This is a genomic window from Thalassotalea sp. LPB0316, from assembly GCF_014898095.1.
In the GTDB taxonomy this organism is placed as follows: domain Bacteria; phylum Pseudomonadota; class Gammaproteobacteria; order Enterobacterales; family Alteromonadaceae; genus Thalassotalea_G.
Genome location: NZ_CP062946.1, coordinates 1011655 through 1031905 on the forward strand (window position 1 = coordinate 1011655; position 20251 = coordinate 1031905).

Below are 20251 nucleotides of genomic sequence, written 5' to 3' on the forward strand. Positions count from 1 at the left end.
TTAGAAAATATTATGAATAAGAATAATTTAAACTACAAAATTCAAGGCTTACGCGCGCTGTTAGTGGCGACGTTGTTATTACCGTTTTCTCTGGTAGCAGCCCAATTAACAGGTCTTTCCTACAATACGTTGCAAAACGATGAAATAGAGTTGCGCTTCAGTTTATCTGACGTAATTACTGTGCAACCGAGTGTCAAAACGTCGATGTCTCCTGCGCAAATTAGTATTACTTTTGAGGCTGACAGCTATGATCCTCAGTTAGCTAAAACTGTCGTTGAACACGCGGGTGTCGATCACGTATCCGTCGAAAAGTTAGCAGGTAAAGTTGTCGCGACGATTCATTTAGATTCTCTGAGCATATTTGATGTCAAGCAATCACAAAATCAATTTTCACTCTTGTTGAACAAAGCCGTTGAGAATTCGCCGGTCACTAAAATAAGCCCAGTGGGTAGTAACTTTATCAACCGAGTCGATAATATTGATTTTCGCAAAGGTCGTAATGACGAAGCTCAAGTATTAGTGTTTTTAGAAGACTCAATGGTAGCCGTTGATGTCAGCGATAAGCTTGGCAAGTTGTTTATCGAGTTTCACAACACACAAATTGCCGAAGATCTGTTATACAAGCTCGACGTTACAGATTTTGGTACTGTGGTTTCGGGTATTGAAACCTTCAAAGATGGTCGTAACGCGCGTTTAGTCGTAGATATTGATGGTGCATTTACCTTTAAGCATCAGCAAGTGGGTAACGTTTTTTCACTTGCTGTCGTTAAGAAAGTTGAAGTACCTGGTTATTTAGGTGACAGCGATGACTTCACGGGACGTGCAATTTCACTTAACTTCCAAGATATTTCAGTACGTACTGTTTTACAGATCATTGCCGATTATAACGGCTTTAACTTAGTTACCAGTGATACAGTCAATGGCAATATAACATTGCGACTCGATGGTGTACCTTGGGATCAGGCGCTTGATATTATTTTGAAAGTAAAAGGTCTTGATAAGCGCATGGAAGGCAACATTTTAATGGTTGCACCAAGTGATGAATTGGCCGCTCGAGAAGCGCGCGATTTACAAGCTAAACAGCAAGTTGCTGAGCTAGCACCACTGTACTCTGAATATGTGCAGGTTAATTACGCCAAGGCAGCCGACATTGCTAATCTTGTTAAAACTGAAGAAAACAGTATTTTATCATCGCGCGGCAGTGTCAGTGTTGATGAGCGAACTAATACCTTATTAATCCGCGATACAGCAAAGAGTATTGAAGATATTAAGCGCATGGTGACAGTGCTTGATATTCCAATTCGCCAAGTGGTTATTGAGTCGCGTATGGTCACGGTTAAGGATAACATCAATGAAGAGTTAGGGATCCGCTGGGGTGTAACAAGCACAAATGGTGAAAATAGCTCTTCTGGTAGTTTAACTGGGGCTGATTCAGCAGGTGCTGGCGCAGTGCCGAGCATCAACGATCGCATGAATGTTAATTTACCGGTGGCAAATCCAGCCGGTAGCATTGCATTTCAGGTTGCTCGTTTAGCTGATGGCACGATTCTCGACCTGGAGCTAAGTGCACTAGAGCGTGAAAACAAAGGCGAAATTATTGCTAGTCCGCGCATTACTACATCAAATCAAAAGCAAGCGTATATTGAACAAGGTGTCGAGATTCCATACCAAGAAGCGGCGTCAAGTGGTGCCACTTCAACCCAATTCAAAAAAGCGGTACTAAGCTTAACGGTAACACCACATATCACACCTGATGATAGAATCATTCTCGATTTAGTGGTTACCCAAGATACGGTCTCTGAAGTACAAAATGGCAGTGCACCGGCGATTGATACGCAGCGAATTGGCACACAGGTGCTAGTGAATAACGGTGAGACGATTGTTTTAGGTGGTATCTATCAGCAATCGATCATCAATTCAGTATCTAAAGTACCAGTACTTGGTGACATTCCATACTTTGGCTGGGCATTTAGAAACACTAATAATTTTAGCGAGAAAAAAGAACTGCTTATTTTCGTAACACCGCGCATTGTTACAGAGCGTTTCTAAGCAAACTTCAATTGAGTGGTCGCTTGAACAAGCCACATGCCTCGTTCAAACGACCGCTAGCTAAATCTTCTAGGCTAATTCGTTATTTTAAATAATACCAATTTCATTCTCGCTGAATGACCAAATATTTAGTGAACTTGATATAACATATTGATAAATAATTGAATTGTTGTGCTTGTAAGTACAAGGCTGGCTTGAGTTAACAGGTAAGTAAGTACTTTTATTAACACCTACTTGCATTTTACCCTCAACAATTGCGATAATTGCGCCCTTGAAAAAATCGCGAGGGAGTTCCCTCTTACCCTAAATCAAATTATTTAAGAGTTGTAAGTAAGTCGAAAATGGCAGAGAAGCGTAATATTTTCCTTGTTGGCCCAATGGGCGCCGGCAAAAGTACCATTGGTAGAGAATTAGCAGATAAGTTGCATTTAGAATTTTTTGATTCTGACCAAGAAATCGAACGCCGTACCGGTGCTGATATTTCTTGGGTATTTGATCTTGAAGGTGAAGAAGGATTTCGCAAAAGAGAAGAATCGGTAATTGATGACTTAACTGGTAAGCAAGGTATTGTTCTAGCAACCGGTGGCGGCTCAGTAATTAGCAGCCTTGTGCGCAACCGTTTATCGGCTCGCGGCATTGTTGTATATCTTGAAACAACTATCGACAAGCAAGTGGCTCGTACACAGCGCGATCGTCGTCGTCCTCTTTTACAAACGAAAGAAGACCCACGCACTGTTTTAGAGAACTTAGCAAAAGATCGCAATCCACTTTATGAAGAAGTTGCTGATGTTGTCGTTCAAACGGATGACCAAAGCGCTAAAGTTGTTGCGAACAAAATTGTTGAGCGATTAGACTTTTAATAAATGGCTAATTTAGTTGTTGATCTGGACGATCGCAGTTACCCCATTTATATCGATTCAGGGCTATTATCTGACAATAGCCCAATAACCTCACACATCAAATCAAAGCGAGTTTGCATAGTCACCAATGACGTTGTAGCGCCTTTGTATTTAGCCAAATTAAAAACACAACTAGCTGACTTTAGTGTTGATGAGGTGGTTTTACCTGACGGTGAAGCTGAAAAAACACTGGCTAATTTTGAAAAAATCTTATCTCACATGCTTGCTGGTGCACATGGTCGCGATACGACTATGATAGCCCTTGGTGGCGGCGTGATTGGCGATATTACAGGTTTCGCCGCTGCTTGTTACCAACGCGGCGTGCCGTTTATTCAAGTGCCAACAACATTGCTTTCACAAGTTGACTCTTCAGTTGGCGGAAAAACCGCGGTTAATCACCCATTGGGTAAAAACATGATAGGCGCGTTTTACCAACCACAGGCAGTGATTATCGATACCGATAGCTTAGCGACATTACCCGTTAGAGAATTTAACGCTGGCATGGCGGAAGTTATTAAGTACGGCATTTTAGGCGATGGTGAGTTCTTTACTTGGTTAGAGCAAAACAAAACACACATAAAGGCGGGTGACAAAGCGGTTTTAGCGACAATGATCGAACGTTGTTGTCAATGTAAGGCCGATATTGTGGCAAGCGACGAAACTGAGGCCGGTGTACGAGCACTGCTGAATTTGGGTCATACCTTTGGCCATGCGATTGAAGCCGAAATGGGATATGGCGTTTGGCTTCATGGTGAAGCTGTTGCTACTGGCATGGTACTTGCCTCTACCTTAGCTGAAACGTTAAATTTGTTGAGCCCGTCAGATTGTCGACGCATCGAAGCATTAATTGCTTATTTTGATTTACCGATACACGCGCCAGAAACCATGGATTTTGAAGCGTTTATCAAACACATGCGCCGTGATAAAAAGAATCTTGCTGGCAAAGTACGCCTCATTGTACCAACGGCGATTGGTCATTCTGAAATTCGAGACGATATAAGTGAGGATGTGCTAAAACAAATTTTATCTTAATAGAAGGTTTGTTATGTCAGCACTGAAAAACTTTACACATATTGCTCAAGCTACCGCGCCAAACTCTGGCCAGGGCAATCAACCTGTTACAAATATTAGTGTCCACGCACGTGTTGATTATACGTTGAGATTTTCAACACCTGCGGTTTATGTTTTGGGTGAAAACCCTCAGGCATACAGCCACGTTGCATCACATTACATCGAATCTTTAGACAGCGATCGCAATATTGCCTTTATTGCCTGTGCTAGTCAGTTAAATAATATTCAAATGCGCTGCCGGATAATTGAACAATTATTTGGTGAGCAACTCTTTGATCCCGAAGAGCCGTTGTCTGTCAGCATTATCAATTTAATGAAAAAGCAGTCGCAGCCGTTGTCGATTGTTTTAGAACACAGCCAGTTTCTTTCATTGCAAGTAACCCATGAGGTTTGTCAATTAGCGCAAATTGCCAAAAAGCGTGAACTCGATATCCAAGTGTTATTAGTTGGCAATCCCGAAACCGGCTACTTAATGGCAGATAACGCACTGCTATTTAAAGATAAGGTTGCGATTGTTCAAGCGAACAACGCGCAACTGATCAACTTGCAATCTAAAGTATTAAAACGGCCATCTACTTTTTTCTCTATACCAAAAGGCGTTAAGGTCTTTGCTTTGTTTACACTCCTTTCAGGCATATTGCTAGCAGGCGTTTATAGCTTATGGCAAATGGATGTTGTCAACTTTTCGTCACTTCCAAGTAAGCCGGTAACACAAATCGCAGACACCTCTGAGAAAATGGTCACTAGTCAAGCGAAAGAAGCACAAGTAAATGAGCCGAGTAACCAAAAATTAATGACGTTAGCGACAGCGTCTGATGTCCTAAATGCGTTACATGGTAATACAGAGCAAGTAGCGTCTGTGGAAATAGAGCAGGCAACGCCAAATGATGTGCTCATGGCTATTACTACTGAGCTGCAAACACCTCAAGTAACACCAGTGCAAAACACCGAACTGACGGTTAGGGAAGTTGTAGAGCCAACTGTTAACGAATCACCAAAATGGCCTGAACACCAAATTTTTAAAGGCACTGAAAGTGGCTTTGTTATTCAATTTGGTGGCTTTACTAAAGAGGCAGTGAAAGCGAACTTTTTAGCGCGATACCGAATCACCGATTATTTGACTTATCAGCGCGTATTAGCACAAGGCGTGATGCAGGTGATTACATCACCAGTGTTTGAAACCCGAGAGCAAGCACAGGATGCTTTGGATAAACTGCCAACAGATCTGAAGGAAAGAGGTATCTGGGTCAAAAACATCAGTGCAATAAAAGTTGAAATCTCTGCTTTTGAAAGCTCGCATTTATAGATACAATCTACGCTTTGTGGTTAACGGTAGGCAGTTAAGGCTGTAATGAAGAAAAAACAGCGGGCATTTCTGAAGTGGGCTGGTGGTAAATACAGCTTAAGTGATGTGATCAACAAAATGCTGCCTCGTGGTGAGCGCTTAATCGAGCCATTCGTTGGTGCCGGTTCTATTTTTCTTAATAGCGACTACGATAACTATTTGCTCAACGATATTAACCAAGATCTTATCAACCTCTATCAAATCCTCAAAGAAAGCCCTGATAGCTTTATCGACGACGCTCGAAAGTTTTTCACGCCAGAAAACAATGACTCACAAGTGTATTATCAACTGCGAAAAGCATTTAACGACAGCGATGATAAATACTTTCGTTCGTTAATGTTTCTCTATATGAACCGCCATGGTTATAACGGCTTATGTCGATACAATAAATCTGGCGGTTTTAATGTGCCCTTTGGTAAATACAAGAAGCCTTATTTTCCCGAGCAAGAATTGAACTTTTTTGCTGAAAAAGCGCAAAAAGCCACGTTTGTTTGTGAAGGCTATCGTCAAACCTTTACTCGCGTAGAAAACGGTGATGTGGTTTATTGCGATCCACCTTATGTGCCATTGAGTAAAACGGCAAGCTTTACCAGTTATGCGGGTAATGGCTTTGGATTGGACGAGCAGGCAGACCTTGCCAATGTTGCAGAAGAAGTGACTAATGCTTTGTCTAGCGCCTCAGTGCTCATCAGTAACCACGATACGATTTGGACGCGAAAAATCTACGAACATGCCACTAAAATTAAAAAGCTAAAAGTGGCAAGAACGATCAGCCAAAAAGGTAGTAACCGCAAAAAAGTTGGTGAACTTTTAGCACTTTACCGCTCGGCTAAGTAGATCAGTTGAGCACTAGGTTGACAATTAAAACCAGTGACAAGATAAAAACAACTACGGCTATTAGCCCTACCACAATAAAAGTCACGGGGTTACCATGGTTAAAATCCTGCGCGCGGTTGTTTTCACTTTGTACACCAAGTAATGCCCATAATACACTTTGAATTGTTTTTATTAATCGCAGGTTGTTTTTCATATCCACCCATCAGTGCCGTTCATTATAATTGTGCAAGTGCATAGCTAAATTTTGTCTGTTTTTAAGCCTAGTTATATGAAATAAGGAAAAAATGTGCAAATTTTCCCCATTAGCTATTGTTAAAATGTTGTAAAAATGAGATAAAACGCACCATTGAAGTTGTACCAGATCAACAAATAACAATAATTTAGGCTGGAGAGCATAAATGAAAAAGTTCGTCTTAGCGATAGTCGCGTGTTTGAGTATGTCTGCTAATGCAGGGTTAATTGCTGAATCAAATTACGTTATCGATACTGACCAAGGTTTAGATTGGTTAAGGTGGGATGAAACTAACAACCGTTCATATAATGATGTTGTCAGCAACTTGTCAGCAGGTGGTGATTATGATGGCTGGCAATATGCCACTGCTGAGCAGGCGGAAACTTTTTTAGCTAGCTTTGGCTTAGTTGGCTATTCATCTGTTACTAAACAAACGACCGATAGTGCTTTTAAAGATTTAACGTCCTTGATGGGGGTTGAATCAACATCATCGCAAGCCTGGATCTATGGGATGGTTGAAAGTGAGGGGACTAAAGCCAGAACTTATAGTCACTATGACTATTCTTGGAGAGTATCGCCAGAGTTTAAAATATTTAATTTAAGCAAGACATCAGTAGCTGGGTATTTAGGTAGCTTCCTTGTCCGAGATACTAGCTATGTTGCACCGAGCGCCAAGCAAGACCAATTACCTATTTCTAGTGGCCCACTTAACGCTATTGTTCAGGTAAGTGAGCCGTCGACAATTATATTAATGACACTTACCTTAGGTGGCCTATTAATGATGAGAAGACGCCAGCAATAAACTAATATTCTTTAATGAAATAGAGAATATCGATTAAAAAAGTAGCTTCGGCTACTTTTTTGCTTTTTGGCTCACTAGATATGGTATGGTGGCACTTTATTTACCTTGATATTTTGTCATGTATAAGTTTGTTATCTGCATCACTTTACTCACAATATTTTTTTCGCCAGTTAATCGTGCTGGCACTTTTATCAAACAAAATTCCTTTAACATTGCACCGTTTACAACAAACCATAGCGAACAGCTGTGTCAGGTTGCGCGCAGTGTATTAAAGTATCAAGCCGTAGAGGCGGCCGATTATGCTTGGTCGACAAAGCCCGCACTGCCCGTTGAAGTGAGCGAACAAAGAGTAAAGGCAACTTTGAGCTATCTCTGTCAATTGGTGGAGCAAGGACAGGGCGAGCGATTAACTGATCCTCAATTCTTAGAAAAAAACTTTGATCTTTACCAGTGGCAGCCTGATCTAAAGACTGCTCATAGCCTAGCTAAAGCAAGCAATAACCAGCGAAAATCTGACATGCTGATGGCGATACCCAGCGATAAAATTTTCCTCACGAAATACTATACCAAGCGTTTGAAAGGGAGCGAGCGACAAACTAACGAGTATTCGGTAGCACTGTATCAGTTGCCAGAAGATGAGCAAGGTTTGAGTAAGGCACAGGCACTTAAGCAAAAATCTGCCTTGACGCGATTTAAATATACTCGCCAACAAATTATTGCTGGTGCGCTAGATAAGCAACAATTAGCCAAGCCACTAATTTGGCTTTCTGAGGATAGTTTACACGATGTCTTGTTACAAGGGACCGGGGTGTTAGAGGTTGACGGTAAACTGCGCTACTTTAATGTTCATCGCAACAATGGTATTGCCTATGACTACACCCTAGGTAAGCGTGAACAAGCGCGTTATTGGTACTTTAAAGAGGTTAATGGCATAAAAGGCTATGGTCACTCGATAGAGAGCAAGATCGATTTGCAGCCGCGTGTCAGCTTTGCCGGCAATATAAAGCAAATTGGTTTAGGGAAGTTGTTTTTAATTAGTTTTGAACAAGTGAGTTTCAGGCAGTCACACCTTGGTATCTTAGCTGATGAAGGTGGTGCTTTTGACGATAACTTATTTCAATTAGATTGGCTGGTAGAAAGCTATTTTGGTTGGCAAGATTATTACCAAGCGAATAAGCAGTACCCCGACTACGCCAGTGCTTGGTTGTTACTTAAAAAACAATGAGATAGGTATACTAATAAGATAAAAGCCGCATTGTCCTCTTTTAACATGCGGCTTTACATGTTGCATGTTAATTAACGTTGCTGAAAAGCTATAACGTTTGATGAAAAGCTAGACACTGCTTTCAGTTTGGCTTCGGTTTCTTCAAGTCGTTTTTCCTCCGACTCTTTGAACGCCTGAAGGTCACTAGCTTTTGTTTCACTTTGAGCGGTTTTCTCGCTGTCTTTGGGTTGATAACCTAAAGGCGCATCCATCAACAGCTGTTTAATTTTACTAATGTCCTCTTCTTCCATGGCTTCGGTTAAGCGTAAAAGAATACGAGAAACTTCCATCCAGCTAATTGATTGCTCATTAGCTGTTAAGATCCGTTGGTGGTAGGTTTCTTGAGCATTGTCGTCAATCAATAACTCTTCATAAAGCTTTTCACCAGGACGCAGGCCAGAGAATTTTATCTCGATTTCACCTTCTGGATTGTCTTTGTCCTTAATCGTTAAGCCCATCAAATGGGTCATTTTGTAGGCCAAATCAACAATTTTTACTGGTTCACCCATATCGAGCAGAAATACATCACCACCTTTACCCATAGCGCCAGCTTGGATGACTAATTGTGCAGCTTCTGGAATGGTCATGAAGTATCGAATAATGTCTGGGTGGGTAACTGTGATAGGCCCACCAGCGCGTATTTGTTTCTTAAACAGTGGTACCACTGAACCGGAGGAACCAAGCACGTTGCCAAAACGCACCATAACAAATCGGGTATTGTGATCGCGTTTTGCCAAACCTTGCAAGACTAATTCGGCCATACGTTTGGTTGCACCCATAACATTCGTTGGCCTAACGGCTTTGTCCGTAGAAATTAAAACAAACGTTTCCACCTCGCAAAAAACAGCAGCTTGGGCTATTTCATAAGTGCCCAAAATATTATTAGTGATACCAGCGATAACGTTGTTTTCAACCATAGGTACGTGCTTATAGGCGGCTGCGTGATATATCGTTTGTACCTGATGATGGTTAAAGATACGCGTCATCAACATACCATTTTGGACATTACCAATAAGTGGCACGAGTGGTATATTGATTGATTGCTCTACGAGATACTCGGTAAGCTCTTGGTTTATTTCATATAAAAATGCTTCACTAACATCAAGCAAGATGAGTTTAGCAGGTTTTTGGCCAATAATTTGTCGACAAAGCTCTTTACCAATTGAGCCGCCAGCTCCTGATACCATGACCACTTTTTGGTAAATGTTTTCAGCTAACAACTCTGGGATTGGCGTGACCGTTTCTCGGCCAAGTAACTCATCGACACTAACCTCGCGTAATTCATCAATTTTGCGCTTGCCAGAAACGATCTCTTGCATGCTTGGAATAGTTAATAACTCTAAAGCGTATGGCTCAAGTGTCGCAATAATGTCGTGAACCCGAGAAGGTTCGACATTACTCAATGCAAGTAAAACTTTAAACTGGCCATGCTTTTTGATTAGTTTATTAAGTTTATCTGGTGAATAGGTTTTTAAGCCATTAAGAGAGCGACCGTGAAAGCGACTTTTTTGATCGATAAAAGCAAGCGGCTGATATTTTTTCCCCTGAATTAATGTTTCAGCCAGTTGGCGACCGGTTGAAGTTGCGCCATAAATAACAACACCTTCGCGTTCTTCTAACCATTTTTTTTCCGCAGCTAAACCAACTAAAGCACGAGCGCCAGCAATCAGTAGGAAAGATAACACGAAGAATGTTATCGGTACTGAACGCGGTACAAAGGCATCAAAAATGAAACCGGTTGAAAAGAAAACAACGGTTGTGAACAATAGTAAAAAAAGTAACTGTACTGTGTTTTTTGCGTTGAAATAGCGCACGACGGCGCTATATATGCCGGTAAAATAAAACAGGCCTATAGCGGTTAATGCGGTAACCGAGAAGGTCAGTATCTCGGCACTGGTAAATGTTACTTCGGCAATCCCTAGCCTAATTATATAAGCTGAAAAAAATGCTAACGTTAGCGCAAATAAGTCGTAGCTAATCGCCAACGTTAATTTTATTGAGCTTGGAATTAAATCAATTGGTCTTGCCATTACATCCAGCCTCTTATTTTTATTTAATTATCGATAAGGCTACTACCTAAAAGCATTGTGACAATGTTTTGTTACAAAGTCATTAACTGATTCGTTTTATCTTATAATTTTGTTAATTCGGCGCAAATTTTACCGATCGCGTTACAAGTTTTGTCTATTTCTTGCTGTGTTAATGTTGGGTGAACTAAAAACATTAAACTCGTTTCGCCAAGTTTGACAGCATTCGGCAATGGTTGCGCTGGGCGGTAGTTTGTATTGTCGAACGCTTTTTCTTTGTAAACTTCTGAGCAACTGCCGCTATAACAAGGAATACCGGCTTGGTTTAACTTATCGATAATCTGGTCTCGACAAATTCCTTGCGGTAATCGCTCAGGTTTTACTTGGACATAACACTTGTAAAAAGCATGCTCAACATCGTTTGGGACTTCAGGCACATCGATAAAATCAAACGAACGACAACTCGCAAAAATTTGTTGTGCATAACGGTTTCTTGTTTCGAACCATTGAGGCATGCGCTTGGTTTGAATGCGGCCAATAGCCGATTGCATTTCAGTTAAGCGCCAATTGGTACCAAAAGATTCGTGTAACCAACGGTAGCCCGGTGGGTGCTCTTTTTCATAGACGGCGGCGTACGATTTTCCGTGATCTTTGTACGCCCATGCTTTGCGCCATAACTTTTCGTTGTTTGTCGTTAGCATACCGCCTTCGCCGCCGGTGGTCATAATTTTGTCTTGGCAAAACGACCAAGCGCCGACATCACCGATTGAGCCAACAGAGCGACCTTTGTATTTGGCACCATGTGCTTGCGCACAATCTTCAACAACAAAAATATTATGTTGCTTGGCAAGTTCAATAATAGGATCCATATCACACGGCCAACCGGCGAGATGAACACAAACTATAGCTTTTGTTTTTGGCGTAAGCACCTCACTAATCGTACGGGCACTAATATTTTGGCTATCAAGCTCAACATCAGCAAAAACTGGCGTTGCACCGGCATTGATAATTGAACTGACAGAGGCAATAAAAGTTCGCGAGGTTACTATCACTTCATCGCCCTCGCCAAGTGCTAATGCAGCAAATGCCAGATCCAGAGCTAACGTACCATTGGCCACGGCAACGGCGTATTTACTGTCGGTATATTCGGCAAATTCTTTTTCGAATTGACGACCTTCTTGGCCAGTCCAGTAGTTGACCTTATTTGAAGCAAGTACAGCGCTAACCGCATCGATTTCTTCTTGGCTAAAGCTTGGCCATGGAGAGAAAGGAGTATTTAACATAATGGATAACTCTTAGAACATCATTTATTGAGGTTGTGAACCGGTAAATTTTGGCATGGTCACTTCGCCCTGAGCGCTGATCCCTTCTTTAATAAAGACCTTTTTAACGGTTAAAAACAGTATTTTTATATCAAGCCATAACGACATATTTTCTACATACCAAACGTCGTATTCGAACTTTTCTTCCCAAGTTAAGGTGTTGCGGCCATTGACTTGCGCCCAACCGGTAATGCCTGGCTTGACATCGTGACGCTTAGCTTGGCGTTCGTTGTAAAGTGGCAGGTACTCAACTAATAACGGACGGGGGCCGACTAAGCTCATATTACCTTTAAGTACATTCCACAGACCAGGTAATTCATCGGCGCTTGAATTGCGCAATTTATGGCTAAATGGGGTCATACGCTGTTCATCAGGTAATGGATTGCCCTGTGCATCGGTTGCATTTTTCATACTGCGAAACTTGTACATATTAAAGACTTTTCCATTAAGCCCTGGTCTAGGTTGAGTAAAAATTACGGGGCTGCCTAGGTTGCGCTTCACTTTTATATAAACAATGAGGAAAACTGGAGAAAGTAAGGTTAATGCACTAGCTGAAATGATGATATCAAGCAGGCGCTTAAACAATGGATACATGATTTACTCTTTTTATTGTTATATCGATTTTCATCGGTTGTTCGCTTGTTTTACATCGTTTTTACTTTATTTTCCAGCATAACCAGAGTAAATTGGCTAAACAATAATAAAAAGCTTCTCGATTCAACATGCATGCTGTAGTTCGTTGGTATTACCTTTCTCGTCGCCTTTATTTAAAGGGCGTTCCATTATTACCAGTCATTATTTGGAAACTTATCCGCATTATTTTTGCCTGTGATGTTAAATACACCGCCAAGATAGGTGAAAACGTTGGCTTTTTTCACAATGGTTTAGGCGTGGTAATTCACAAAAATGCAGAAATCGGTGACGGTAGTGTTATTTATCAAAATGTCACTATTGGCGGTAATGGTAAATCTGGTGATGAAAATGGCGCGCCCATCATTGGCAGAAATGTCTTTATCGGCGCAGGTGCAGTTATTCTTGGCCCTATAAAGGTTGGCGATGGTGCAAAAATAGGTGCTAACTCAGTGGTCTTACAGGATGTACCCGCAGGTACTACGGTGGTTGGTATACCAGCCAAAGTGGTAAAAAAGCATGACGAATAATCAACCAACAAAGCCAAAGCGCGTCCTTCATATCCTCGTTACGTTGAATTTGGGAGGAGCAGAGAGTCGCGTGATGGACTTGTTTCGAAATCAAGACCCCGCACTATTGATTCATGATTTTGCTATCATGACGCCTGAAAAATGTTACTACAGCGATGAAGTGGCAAAAGCGAATGGTGTAGTACATGTAGTTCGCAACCCAAGAGAGAGCTTGTTTGGCCATATAATAGATTTATATCGAGTTTTTACGACGCAGCCTCAGTACAATGCGGTGCATGCTCATACATCATTTCACGCGGGATTATGTTTGCTGTTGGCTAAAATAGCAGGGATAAAAGCGCGTATCAGCCATGCCCGAAATACCAGTACTAGCACGCCTTCTATATTTGTTAAAGCTATGCTTCTACTTGGGCGAAGTTTGATCAGATATAGCTCGACTCATCGATATGCGATATCCAATGATGCTGGCAATTATCTCTATGGCAAGACTAACTTTGAAGTTATTCCCAATGCATTCAATTATCAGTTGATAAAGCATAAATCTGAAACAACAGATAGCGAAAAAGCAGCGCTAGGCATTCCACAAGCCCTTAATATTGTTGCTGTAGCTCGTTTTTATCCTGTGAAAAATCACGCGTTTATGCTGAAAGTTGTTGATGAATTAAAAAAAGTAAGAAGTGATGTGGTTCTTCATTTGATCGGCGACGGGGAGTTAAAGGAAGAAATTAGTAGAGCAGCGAATAAGCTTGGTCTGTCTCAAAATGTTGTTTTTTGGGGGAGGCGTAATGATGTTTATCAATTACTTCCTTATTTTGATGTGATGTTGATGCCAAGTATTACCGAGGGATTAGGGGTTGCGGCTCTTGAAGCGCAAAAAGCAGGCGTTCCTTGTTTAGTCTCAGATGCTTTACCTGTGGAGGCAGACATTAATGCAGGGCTTTTTTATAAATTATCGATAAATGAACCGCCTAAACTATGGGCTGAACGCTGTTTGTCGCTAATAGAGGTAGCTGTGCCTTCAAAAGAAGGTCTTGACACATTATTTGAGCAAAAAGGTTACTCCTTAAAATATAGTGAAGAAAAATTTTACAAGGCATATTGTTACGATGGCTAAAGCGATTCGAGTGCTCCAAGTGATTCCTCAGTTAGGTCCAGGTGGTATTTCATCAGTTGTAATGAATTGGCTGAGAGAGTCTAATGAAGAGAGAGTAAAGTTCGACTTTATTTGTTTTAATGATGGCCCACTAAGAGCAGAGCTCGAAAAGTCAGGTTCTCAGGTTTTTTGTATTCCAACCTTTAGACAATCACCTAAACAACATATCACTCAAGTACAGGCTATTTTTAAGGCTAAGCAAGGTGGTTATGATGTTATTCATGTGCATAATAGTTTTAAAAACTTTGTGATGCTCGGCTTAGCTAAGCGCCACGGTATACCCGTTAGAGTTTGTCATTCTCATACTTCTGGCCTTGAAAGTACTTGGTTAGCGCCAGTATTTAGTGTGATTAAGCAACTTACTAAAAAATTTAGCAATCAATTTGTTGCCTGTGGTGATAAGGCTGGCAAGTTCTTGTTTGGTGATGACGATTTTCTGATCCTTAATAACGCGATTAAAGTAGAAAAGTTTTTACCTTCAAAGGAGAGGCAAGCTGAGATATCTTCTGTTTTAACCAAGTATCATTTGCCTTCTGACAAGCAGTTGATTATTCACGTTGGCCGGTTTAGTGAGGTGAAAAATCATCAGTTTTTATTAACCTTGGCCAGTCATGTTAATTTAAATAAAAACATCCACTTTGTTTGTGTAGGCGATGGTCCTTTAAAGCAAGCACTTGCTAACGACATTATTGAAATGCGGCAAACAGAACGCTTTTCGTTATTACCAGCTAATAATGATATTGCGAGCTTATTAAACGCAGCTTCGGCATTTATCATGCCTTCATTATTTGAGGGCATATCTGTTGCATTACTCGAGGCTCAAGCGGCAAAGCTGCCTTGTTATATTTCAGATACAATTTCGCTAGAAGCGGATATTGGCCTAGCGTTAGTCGAGTTTTTACCTTTAGATACGCCTGACGACTGGGTGGAACAACTCAATCACCTGCAACCGTCTTTGCTAGACAACGATACAGTGAAACAAGCCTTTAATTATAGAAAGTACAGTATAGATACGGTAGTTGAGCAACTGCTGTCTATGTATGAGCAAGGATTGAAGGCAAAGTAAGTGATGATCAGGCGTTTACTGCATTGCCCTGAGTTGATCGTGTGTGGGCTGTTGATCTTGCTATTTGGTATGACTCAAGCTCACGTTTTATTACTTTTAGTTGTACTATTAGGTGTACTTGTCAGTTTTGCCTTACCATTTTACCGGTCTGTTCAATTGGCATTTTTTCTCATCCCATGTTTAAACGTGTTTGTAGGCTCGCCATATATCTCTATTTCATTGGCCACACTAATATATTTGGCGATATTTGCCCGATATATTATGACCCAACTATTTTACACTCAGTATTACATTCCTGGGGTGATTGCGACGATTGTTGTTGTTGGCTTTGAACTCTCCCATTTGATCAATAACCCTGTGATGTATTCAACACAAACTGTGCGTTGGATGATTCTGTTTGTTTTTGTCGCATTACTGTTATTTGATAAGCGTAAATATATTAACTTCGAGCAACTGCGCTTCGTGTTACTGTTGGGGTTTATTACCTCAACGGGCTATGGTTTGTTGAAAGATATTTTTCATCCCGCTGAATTTTTTCACGCTGATGCTATTGCGCGATTTGCAGGTGGTGCTGGCGATCCCAATAACTTCGGCTTATTGTGTTTGTTGTTAATTTTCTTTTATTTGCCCAGTGTCCCGAAACAGCCGATTAAAGCAAGCCAGTTGGTCATTGTCGCGGGTTTATTAGGGGCTGGCGCATTGACGGTTTCAAGAAGCTTTTTTTTGGTGTCGTTTTTTAGCTTGTTTCTCTATTTTTTATTGTATTTTAGAGCTGCATTAGGCGAAATCTTTTTTAGAGCACTATTCGGCTTATCGCTTGCGATTTTAGCAGGCATATTTGTTTTGCTCTCAGGAGCAATGGAGCATGTCAATTTAGATATAATGTCGCGCTTTGACACTGATAATTTGTCAGACCTAACAGGTGCGCGCAGTGATATTGCGAAAGAATATTTTAAAATGTATTTGGCACAAGAGCCTGATTTCATGTTACTTGGAGCCGGAATCAACGGTTATCTTGGTTATTACAATTATTATTTTGGTGTCGATAAAATATTTGAAGAAGTTGTCGGGCCTCACAATACCTTTTTAGAAATGTTGGTAAGCGTCGGTATAATCGGGAGTTTTTTGTTTACCTATTTTGTTTATGCTGGCTTTAAAGCCGAGAAAATTCGCACGCAAAATTTTACTTTTTACCGATTATCCTACTTACCTATTATTGTTTTTCTTTTGTATTGTTTAAGTCTTCAAAATTTAGGTAAATACAGTAGTTACTTTATCGTCATGATGATCATTTACAACACCTACCGGAAAGCGTGACATGGAAGCCCAACAACAGCGAAAACTTGGCGTCTTACTTGGCTATTTCTCGATAGCTATCCGCAATATCCTAGGCCTACTGCTTATTCCCTTTATTATCCACCATGTTGGCGTCGAGCAATACGGTGTTTATAGCTTAGTTTCATCGATCATTTTATATCTGATTATCTTAGAGATGGGCTTAGCTAATACTGCGATTCGCTTTCTATCAAAATATCAGGCAACAGGAGACTTTACAGGTCAAGCGCGGTTTATCGGCTTGATGTTAATTATTTACTCTGTTGTAACCCTAGTCGCGATGCTAGTAGGTGGTTTGTTGTATCAGCAATTACCTGCGATATTTTCGCACTCGATGTCGGTTGAAGAGATTAGCCTGTTACAGCAAACTTTTTTAATTTTGATGGTTAATATCGCCATCACATTGATGAGTAATACGTTTACCGGAGTGATTACCGCTAAAGAAAAGTTTGTTTTCGAAACGGGTAGCCAGATTGTCTTATTTTTGCTTCGCTGCACCGTTGTTGTATTGGTACTTTATCGCGGCGGCGATATTGTTGATATCGTGATTATTGATACGCTGATTAATCTGACTCAGTTGATTGTGCGACTGTTTTTCGTTTTCGGTCGTTTAAAAATTCAGGTGTCGTTCGAAGGTATCAACAAAGATTTGATCAAAGAAGTTTTTGGCTACACCCTGTTTATTGGTCTCAATGTGATTGTTAATCAAATTAATTGGCGGGTAGATAACTTTATTATTGGCGTGATGGTCAGTAGTGCTGCAGTTGCGGTATACAATATTGGCAATCAGCTGATCCTGAGTTTTATTGCTTTTGCCAGCGCAATCTCAAATGTTTTTGTTCCTAAAATTGTCAAAATGGTGACCCTAGATGAGTCACTTAGCCGAGTGACTGATGAGCTGATACGCATTGCTCGTATGCAAATGATGGTACTAGGCTTTGTTTTGTCAGCTTTTGTTGTTTTTGGACCACTGTTTATCGAGTTGTTTGTTGGTCAAGACTTTAAGCAAGCTTATTATGTCGCTTTACTGCCAATGCTGCCGTTTATTTTTGTCCTTGCACAAAGTTCTACCAATGCCGTGTTACAGGCGATGAATAAACACAAAGTTCGCAGTTTGATTTTGCTTGCAACCGCATTAATGAACATTGTTTTATCAATTATTTTAGTTGACCTTTATGGTCTGCTAGGCGCAGCACTAGGTACCATGATTACTTTACTGCTTGGCGAGTTGATCGGCGTTGGTATTTATCTATCTCGGGTTATTGGTTTAGAAATGAAGCGTTTTTACCGCCAAGGTTTTGGTTTTATCATACCAACACTACTTGTGGTAATTGGCTTTGGCTCCTTTGTTGAGAGTTACTTTACCCGTACTTGGTTTGGCTTGATCTCTGGGGTGTTTAGCTTATTGGTGGTTTATTTGGCTTTGGTTTTATTAGTCGCAGTAAACTCAACTGAGCGCCGAATTATATTCTCTATTTTTCAGCGAGTTAAGTGATGAAAGTTGTTGTTATTGGCGCATATCCTAATTCTATTGTCAGCTTTCGCGGCGCTATGATCAAAGCCATGGTGGATGCAGGCCATCAAGTGTTAGTAATGTCGGCCCCAGCTTCTGAGCAAGTGATTCAAGCGGTTGAATCACTTGGCGCAAGCTTTCAAAGTTATCAGGTTGAGCGCAATGGCTTGAATCCCTTTGCCGACCTTAGAACTTTTTGGCAATTGCGAAAAATGCTCAAAAGCTTCAAGCCAGATAAAGTACTCGCCTACACGATTAAACCGGTCATTTGGGGTGGTTTGGCTTGTCGACTCACCAAAGGTGTTGAGTTTTACGGCTTAATTACCGGTCTTGGCTATGCGTTTGAAACCGGTTCATTATTGCGCAATACGGTTAATGCTTTGGTTAAGCAGCTTTATCGCATCAGCTTGCGGCCAGCTAAACAGGTTATTTTCCAAAATAATGACAACTTAGCGTTGTTTGTCAGGTTAAAGCTGTGCACGCAATCACAAGCTCGGCGAGTACATGGCTCAGGGGTGAGTTTACGTCACTACCCGCAGACGCCTTTACCTGAGGAAACGCCAACGTTTTTGTTAATTGCTCGGCTACTTGGCGATAAAGGCATACGTGAGTATGTTTATGCCGCCCAGCAAGTAAAACAATTACATCCTGATTGCCGGTTTTTATTAGTAGGCCCAGAGGATAGCTCTCCAGACAAAATCGACATGAGCCAAATAGAACAATGGCATCAGCGTGGAACGATTGAATATTTAGGGGAAACCAACAATGTCGTACCCTTTATTCAAGCGTGCCATATTTATACCTTGCCGTCTTATCACGAGGGACTGCCACGCACTGTATTAGAGGCGATGTCTGTTGGGCGGCCGATTTTAACTACTGATGCCGTAGGCTGTAGGGATACGGTTATCGATAATAAAAATGGTCGTTTGGTTAAGGTAAAAGACGCCAATGCTTTAGCTCAAGCGATGCTGTGGTTTATCGCAAATCAAGCGCAATGGCCTGCAATGGCTCAAGCGAGCCGAGAGTTTGCAACCGAGTTGTTTGATGTTGATAAGGTTAATCGGGATATTTTGCAGATCATGGCGCTCGATTAATCAGATAATTTCAAGGAATAGCAATTGAAACAAAAATTTCACGTGATGCTTAAAGGCGCACAGCAATCTACCCCGTTGATTGTTGCGGCGATGCCTTTTGGTGTTATCTACGGTGCCTTGGGGCAATCGGCTGGTTTGTCAGACTGGGCGATTATTGCTATGTCTATTTTTGTTTTTGCAGGCAGTTCCCAGTTTATTGCTATTGGTCTACTTGCTGCCGGCGCTAGTGTCCCTGTGATCATAGTGACAACGTTTTTTGTTAATATTCGTCATATGCTATACGCGGCTAATCTTTTGCCTTTTGTTAGGGAATATAGTCAGAAAATACGATTGCCAATGGCATTTTTACTGACCGATGAAACCTTTGCTGTCTCTTCAGATTACTTGAGAAAGCACCCTCAAGCGCCATTTTTTAGTTGGTATTACTTTGGCTCAGCACTCTTTATGTATAGCAATTGGATTGTCTGTACACTGATTGGTTTGTACTTGTCACAAACCATGCCGAATATGGCTGATTGGGGGTTAGATGTTGCGATGGCCGTCGCCTTTATCGGTATCGTTGTGCCGAGCATATACAACAAACCTACCTTGATGTGTGCTTTGGTTGCTGCGGTGTTGTCGGTATTAACTTATCACTGGCCAAATAAAGTTGGTTTATTGTTTTCGTCTGTATGTGCCATTGGCGTTGCTTTATATCTTGAAAAGCAAACCACTAAACAGCAACCACAGGAGCAAATATCGTGAATGAATGGTTGTTGATTATTGGTATGATGGCGGTGACGTTTTCGAGTCGTTATATTTTATTTGCACTTGCGAATAAAATTGCTTTACCACATGGCTTACAGCGCGCCTTGAACTATGTACCTATTGCTGTACTGTCAGCAATCATTGCGCCGGCAGTTTTAATGCCTAAGTCGGCAATTTTTATTTCGTATGACAACCCCTATTTAATTGCCGCGATCGTTGCCATTATAGTGAGTTGGTACAAGCGCAATATGCTATTAACGGTCGTTTTTGGCCTATTGGCTTTTGCCTTAGCAAAATATCTTATAAGCTAAGCGTTAATATATTATCTGGAGAGT

Annotated in this window: 19 protein-coding genes; 15 read left to right on the forward strand and 4 right to left on the reverse strand. The window is 41.1% G+C overall.

Annotated features, from left to right (window positions below; all coding sequences use genetic code 11):
* Positions 1 to 12: 12 nt before the first annotated feature.
* The 5 genes from LP316_RS04470 (at position 13) to LP316_RS04490 (ending at position 6201) form a co-directional block, all read left to right on the forward strand.
* Positions 13 to 2049 carry a type IV pilus secretin PilQ gene (locus LP316_RS04470; RefSeq protein ID WP_193022881.1) on the forward strand — a complete coding sequence of 679 codons (2037 nt, stop codon included), beginning with the start codon at positions 13 to 15 and terminating at the stop codon, positions 2047 to 2049.
* A gap of 341 nt (positions 2050 to 2390) precedes the next feature.
* Positions 2391 to 2909, forward strand: coding sequence for a shikimate kinase AroK (gene aroK / locus LP316_RS04475; RefSeq protein WP_193022882.1), 519 nt, complete (start codon positions 2391 to 2393; stop codon positions 2907 to 2909).
* 3 nt (positions 2910 to 2912) lie between these two features.
* Complete coding sequence (gene aroB, locus LP316_RS04480; protein ID WP_193022883.1) at positions 2913 to 3980, forward strand: 3-dehydroquinate synthase; 1068 nt, start codon at positions 2913 to 2915, stop codon at positions 3978 to 3980.
* A gap of 13 nt (positions 3981 to 3993) precedes the next feature.
* Positions 3994 to 5325 carry an SPOR domain-containing protein gene (locus tag LP316_RS04485; protein ID WP_193022884.1) on the forward strand — a complete coding sequence of 444 codons (1332 nt, stop codon included), beginning with the start codon at positions 3994 to 3996 and terminating at the stop codon, positions 5323 to 5325.
* A 45-nt stretch (positions 5326 to 5370) separates the two neighbouring features.
* Positions 5371 to 6201, forward strand: a complete 831-nt coding sequence (locus LP316_RS04490; RefSeq protein ID WP_193022885.1) for a Dam family site-specific DNA-(adenine-N6)-methyltransferase — start codon at positions 5371 to 5373, stop codon at positions 6199 to 6201.
* A gap of 1 nt (position 6202) precedes the next feature.
* Here the strand turns inward: LP316_RS04490 and LP316_RS04495 are convergent, their stop codons facing one another.
* Positions 6203 to 6394 (reverse strand): DUF2970 domain-containing protein, encoded by a 192-nt coding sequence (locus LP316_RS04495; RefSeq protein WP_193022886.1) that lies wholly within the window; start codon positions 6392 to 6394, stop codon positions 6203 to 6205.
* A gap of 205 nt (positions 6395 to 6599) precedes the next feature.
* On the opposite strand from LP316_RS04495, the gene LP316_RS04500 reads away from it, so the two are divergent.
* Together LP316_RS04500 and LP316_RS04505 are read left to right on the forward strand one after the other, a co-directional pair.
* Positions 6600 to 7235 carry a PEP-CTERM sorting domain-containing protein gene (locus tag LP316_RS04500; protein WP_193022887.1) on the forward strand — a complete coding sequence of 212 codons (636 nt, stop codon included), beginning with the start codon at positions 6600 to 6602 and terminating at the stop codon, positions 7233 to 7235.
* A 118-nt stretch (positions 7236 to 7353) separates the two neighbouring features.
* Positions 7354 to 8460, forward strand: a complete 1107-nt coding sequence (locus LP316_RS04505; protein ID WP_193022888.1) for an MltA domain-containing protein — start codon at positions 7354 to 7356, stop codon at positions 8458 to 8460.
* 71 nt (positions 8461 to 8531) lie between these two features.
* Here LP316_RS04505 and LP316_RS04510 read toward each other — a convergent pair whose 3' ends face one another.
* From LP316_RS04510 to LP316_RS04520, 3 genes are all read right to left on the reverse strand, one after another.
* Positions 8532 to 10529 carry a polysaccharide biosynthesis protein gene (locus LP316_RS04510; RefSeq protein WP_193022889.1) on the reverse strand — a complete coding sequence of 666 codons (1998 nt, stop codon included), beginning with the start codon at positions 10527 to 10529 and terminating at the stop codon, positions 8532 to 8534.
* A gap of 101 nt (positions 10530 to 10630) precedes the next feature.
* The gene (locus LP316_RS04515) at positions 10631 to 11809 is read right to left on the reverse strand and encodes a DegT/DnrJ/EryC1/StrS family aminotransferase (RefSeq protein ID WP_193022890.1); all 1179 of its coding nucleotides are present in this window, start codon (positions 11807 to 11809) and stop codon (positions 10631 to 10633) included.
* Positions 11810 to 11833: 24 nt separating this feature from the next.
* Positions 11834 to 12442, reverse strand: coding sequence for a sugar transferase (locus tag LP316_RS04520; RefSeq protein WP_193022891.1), 609 nt, complete (start codon positions 12440 to 12442; stop codon positions 11834 to 11836).
* Between the two features lie 128 nt (positions 12443 to 12570).
* On the opposite strand from LP316_RS04520, the gene LP316_RS04525 reads away from it, so the two are divergent.
* The 8 genes from LP316_RS04525 to LP316_RS04560 all read left to right on the forward strand — a co-directional run bounded on the left by LP316_RS04525 (position 12571) and on the right by LP316_RS04560 (position 20227).
* On the forward strand, positions 12571 to 13008 hold the full coding sequence (locus tag LP316_RS04525) for a serine O-acetyltransferase (RefSeq protein WP_193022892.1): 438 nt from the start codon (positions 12571 to 12573) through the stop codon (positions 13006 to 13008).
* Positions 12998 to 14122, forward strand: coding sequence for a glycosyltransferase (locus tag LP316_RS04530; RefSeq protein ID WP_193022893.1), 1125 nt, complete (start codon positions 12998 to 13000; stop codon positions 14120 to 14122). The genes LP316_RS04525 and LP316_RS04530 overlap by 11 nt, the downstream gene beginning before the upstream one ends.
* Positions 14115 to 15227 carry a glycosyltransferase gene (locus tag LP316_RS04535; RefSeq protein WP_193022894.1) on the forward strand — a complete coding sequence of 371 codons (1113 nt, stop codon included), beginning with the start codon at positions 14115 to 14117 and terminating at the stop codon, positions 15225 to 15227. The genes LP316_RS04530 and LP316_RS04535 overlap by 8 nt, the downstream gene beginning before the upstream one ends.
* 261 nt (positions 15228 to 15488) lie before the next feature.
* Complete coding sequence (locus tag LP316_RS04540; protein WP_193022895.1) at positions 15489 to 16544, forward strand: O-antigen ligase family protein; 1056 nt, start codon at positions 15489 to 15491, stop codon at positions 16542 to 16544.
* A gap of 1 nt (position 16545) precedes the next feature.
* The gene (locus tag LP316_RS04545) at positions 16546 to 18057 is read left to right on the forward strand and encodes an oligosaccharide flippase family protein (RefSeq protein ID WP_193022896.1); all 1512 of its coding nucleotides are present in this window, start codon (positions 16546 to 16548) and stop codon (positions 18055 to 18057) included.
* On the forward strand, positions 18057 to 19169 hold the full coding sequence (locus LP316_RS04550; RefSeq protein ID WP_193022897.1) for a glycosyltransferase family 4 protein: 1113 nt from the start codon (positions 18057 to 18059) through the stop codon (positions 19167 to 19169). Before LP316_RS04545 ends, LP316_RS04550 begins: the two co-directional genes overlap by 1 nt.
* Positions 19170 to 19193: 24 nt before the next feature.
* The gene (locus LP316_RS04555) at positions 19194 to 19913 is read left to right on the forward strand and encodes an AzlC family ABC transporter permease (RefSeq protein ID WP_226960802.1); all 720 of its coding nucleotides are present in this window, start codon (positions 19194 to 19196) and stop codon (positions 19911 to 19913) included.
* Positions 19910 to 20227 carry an AzlD domain-containing protein gene (locus LP316_RS04560; protein ID WP_193022898.1) on the forward strand — a complete coding sequence of 106 codons (318 nt, stop codon included), beginning with the start codon at positions 19910 to 19912 and terminating at the stop codon, positions 20225 to 20227. The genes LP316_RS04555 and LP316_RS04560 overlap by 4 nt, the downstream gene beginning before the upstream one ends.
* The last annotated feature ends 24 nt before the right edge of the window (positions 20228 to 20251 follow it).

Bases quoted from the DNA above. Each gene is read 5' to 3' on its own strand.
- LP316_RS04525 (WP_193022892.1), top strand. From the start codon at position 12,571: ATGCATGCTGTAGTTCGTTGGTATTACCTTTCTCGTCGCCTTTATTTA.
- LP316_RS04495 (WP_193022886.1), bottom strand. From the start codon at position 6,394: ATGAAAAACAACCTGCGATTAATAAAAACAATTCAAAGTGTATTATGG.
- LP316_RS04505 (WP_193022888.1), top strand. From the start codon at position 7,354: ATGTATAAGTTTGTTATCTGCATCACTTTACTCACAATATTTTTTTCG.
- LP316_RS04470 (WP_193022881.1), top strand. From the start codon at position 13: ATGAATAAGAATAATTTAAACTACAAAATTCAAGGCTTACGCGCGCTG.
- aroK (WP_193022882.1), top strand. From the start codon at position 2,391: ATGGCAGAGAAGCGTAATATTTTCCTTGTTGGCCCAATGGGCGCCGGC.
- LP316_RS04515 (WP_193022890.1), bottom strand. From the start codon at position 11,809: ATGTTAAATACTCCTTTCTCTCCATGGCCAAGCTTTAGCCAAGAAGAA.
- LP316_RS04535 (WP_193022894.1), top strand. From the start codon at position 14,115: ATGGCTAAAGCGATTCGAGTGCTCCAAGTGATTCCTCAGTTAGGTCCA.
- LP316_RS04550 (WP_193022897.1), top strand. From the start codon at position 18,057: ATGAAAGTTGTTGTTATTGGCGCATATCCTAATTCTATTGTCAGCTTT.
- LP316_RS04490 (WP_193022885.1), top strand. From the start codon at position 5,371: ATGAAGAAAAAACAGCGGGCATTTCTGAAGTGGGCTGGTGGTAAATAC.
- LP316_RS04485 (WP_193022884.1), top strand. From the start codon at position 3,994: ATGTCAGCACTGAAAAACTTTACACATATTGCTCAAGCTACCGCGCCA.
- LP316_RS04510 (WP_193022889.1), bottom strand. From the start codon at position 10,529: ATGGCAAGACCAATTGATTTAATTCCAAGCTCAATAAAATTAACGTTG.
- LP316_RS04540 (WP_193022895.1), top strand. From the start codon at position 15,489: ATGACCCAACTATTTTACACTCAGTATTACATTCCTGGGGTGATTGCG.
- aroB (WP_193022883.1), top strand. From the start codon at position 2,913: ATGGCTAATTTAGTTGTTGATCTGGACGATCGCAGTTACCCCATTTAT.
- LP316_RS04530 (WP_193022893.1), top strand. From the start codon at position 12,998: ATGACGAATAATCAACCAACAAAGCCAAAGCGCGTCCTTCATATCCTC.
- LP316_RS04500 (WP_193022887.1), top strand. From the start codon at position 6,600: ATGAAAAAGTTCGTCTTAGCGATAGTCGCGTGTTTGAGTATGTCTGCT.
- LP316_RS04520 (WP_193022891.1), bottom strand. From the start codon at position 12,442: ATGTATCCATTGTTTAAGCGCCTGCTTGATATCATCATTTCAGCTAGT.
- LP316_RS04545 (WP_193022896.1), top strand. From the start codon at position 16,546: ATGGAAGCCCAACAACAGCGAAAACTTGGCGTCTTACTTGGCTATTTC.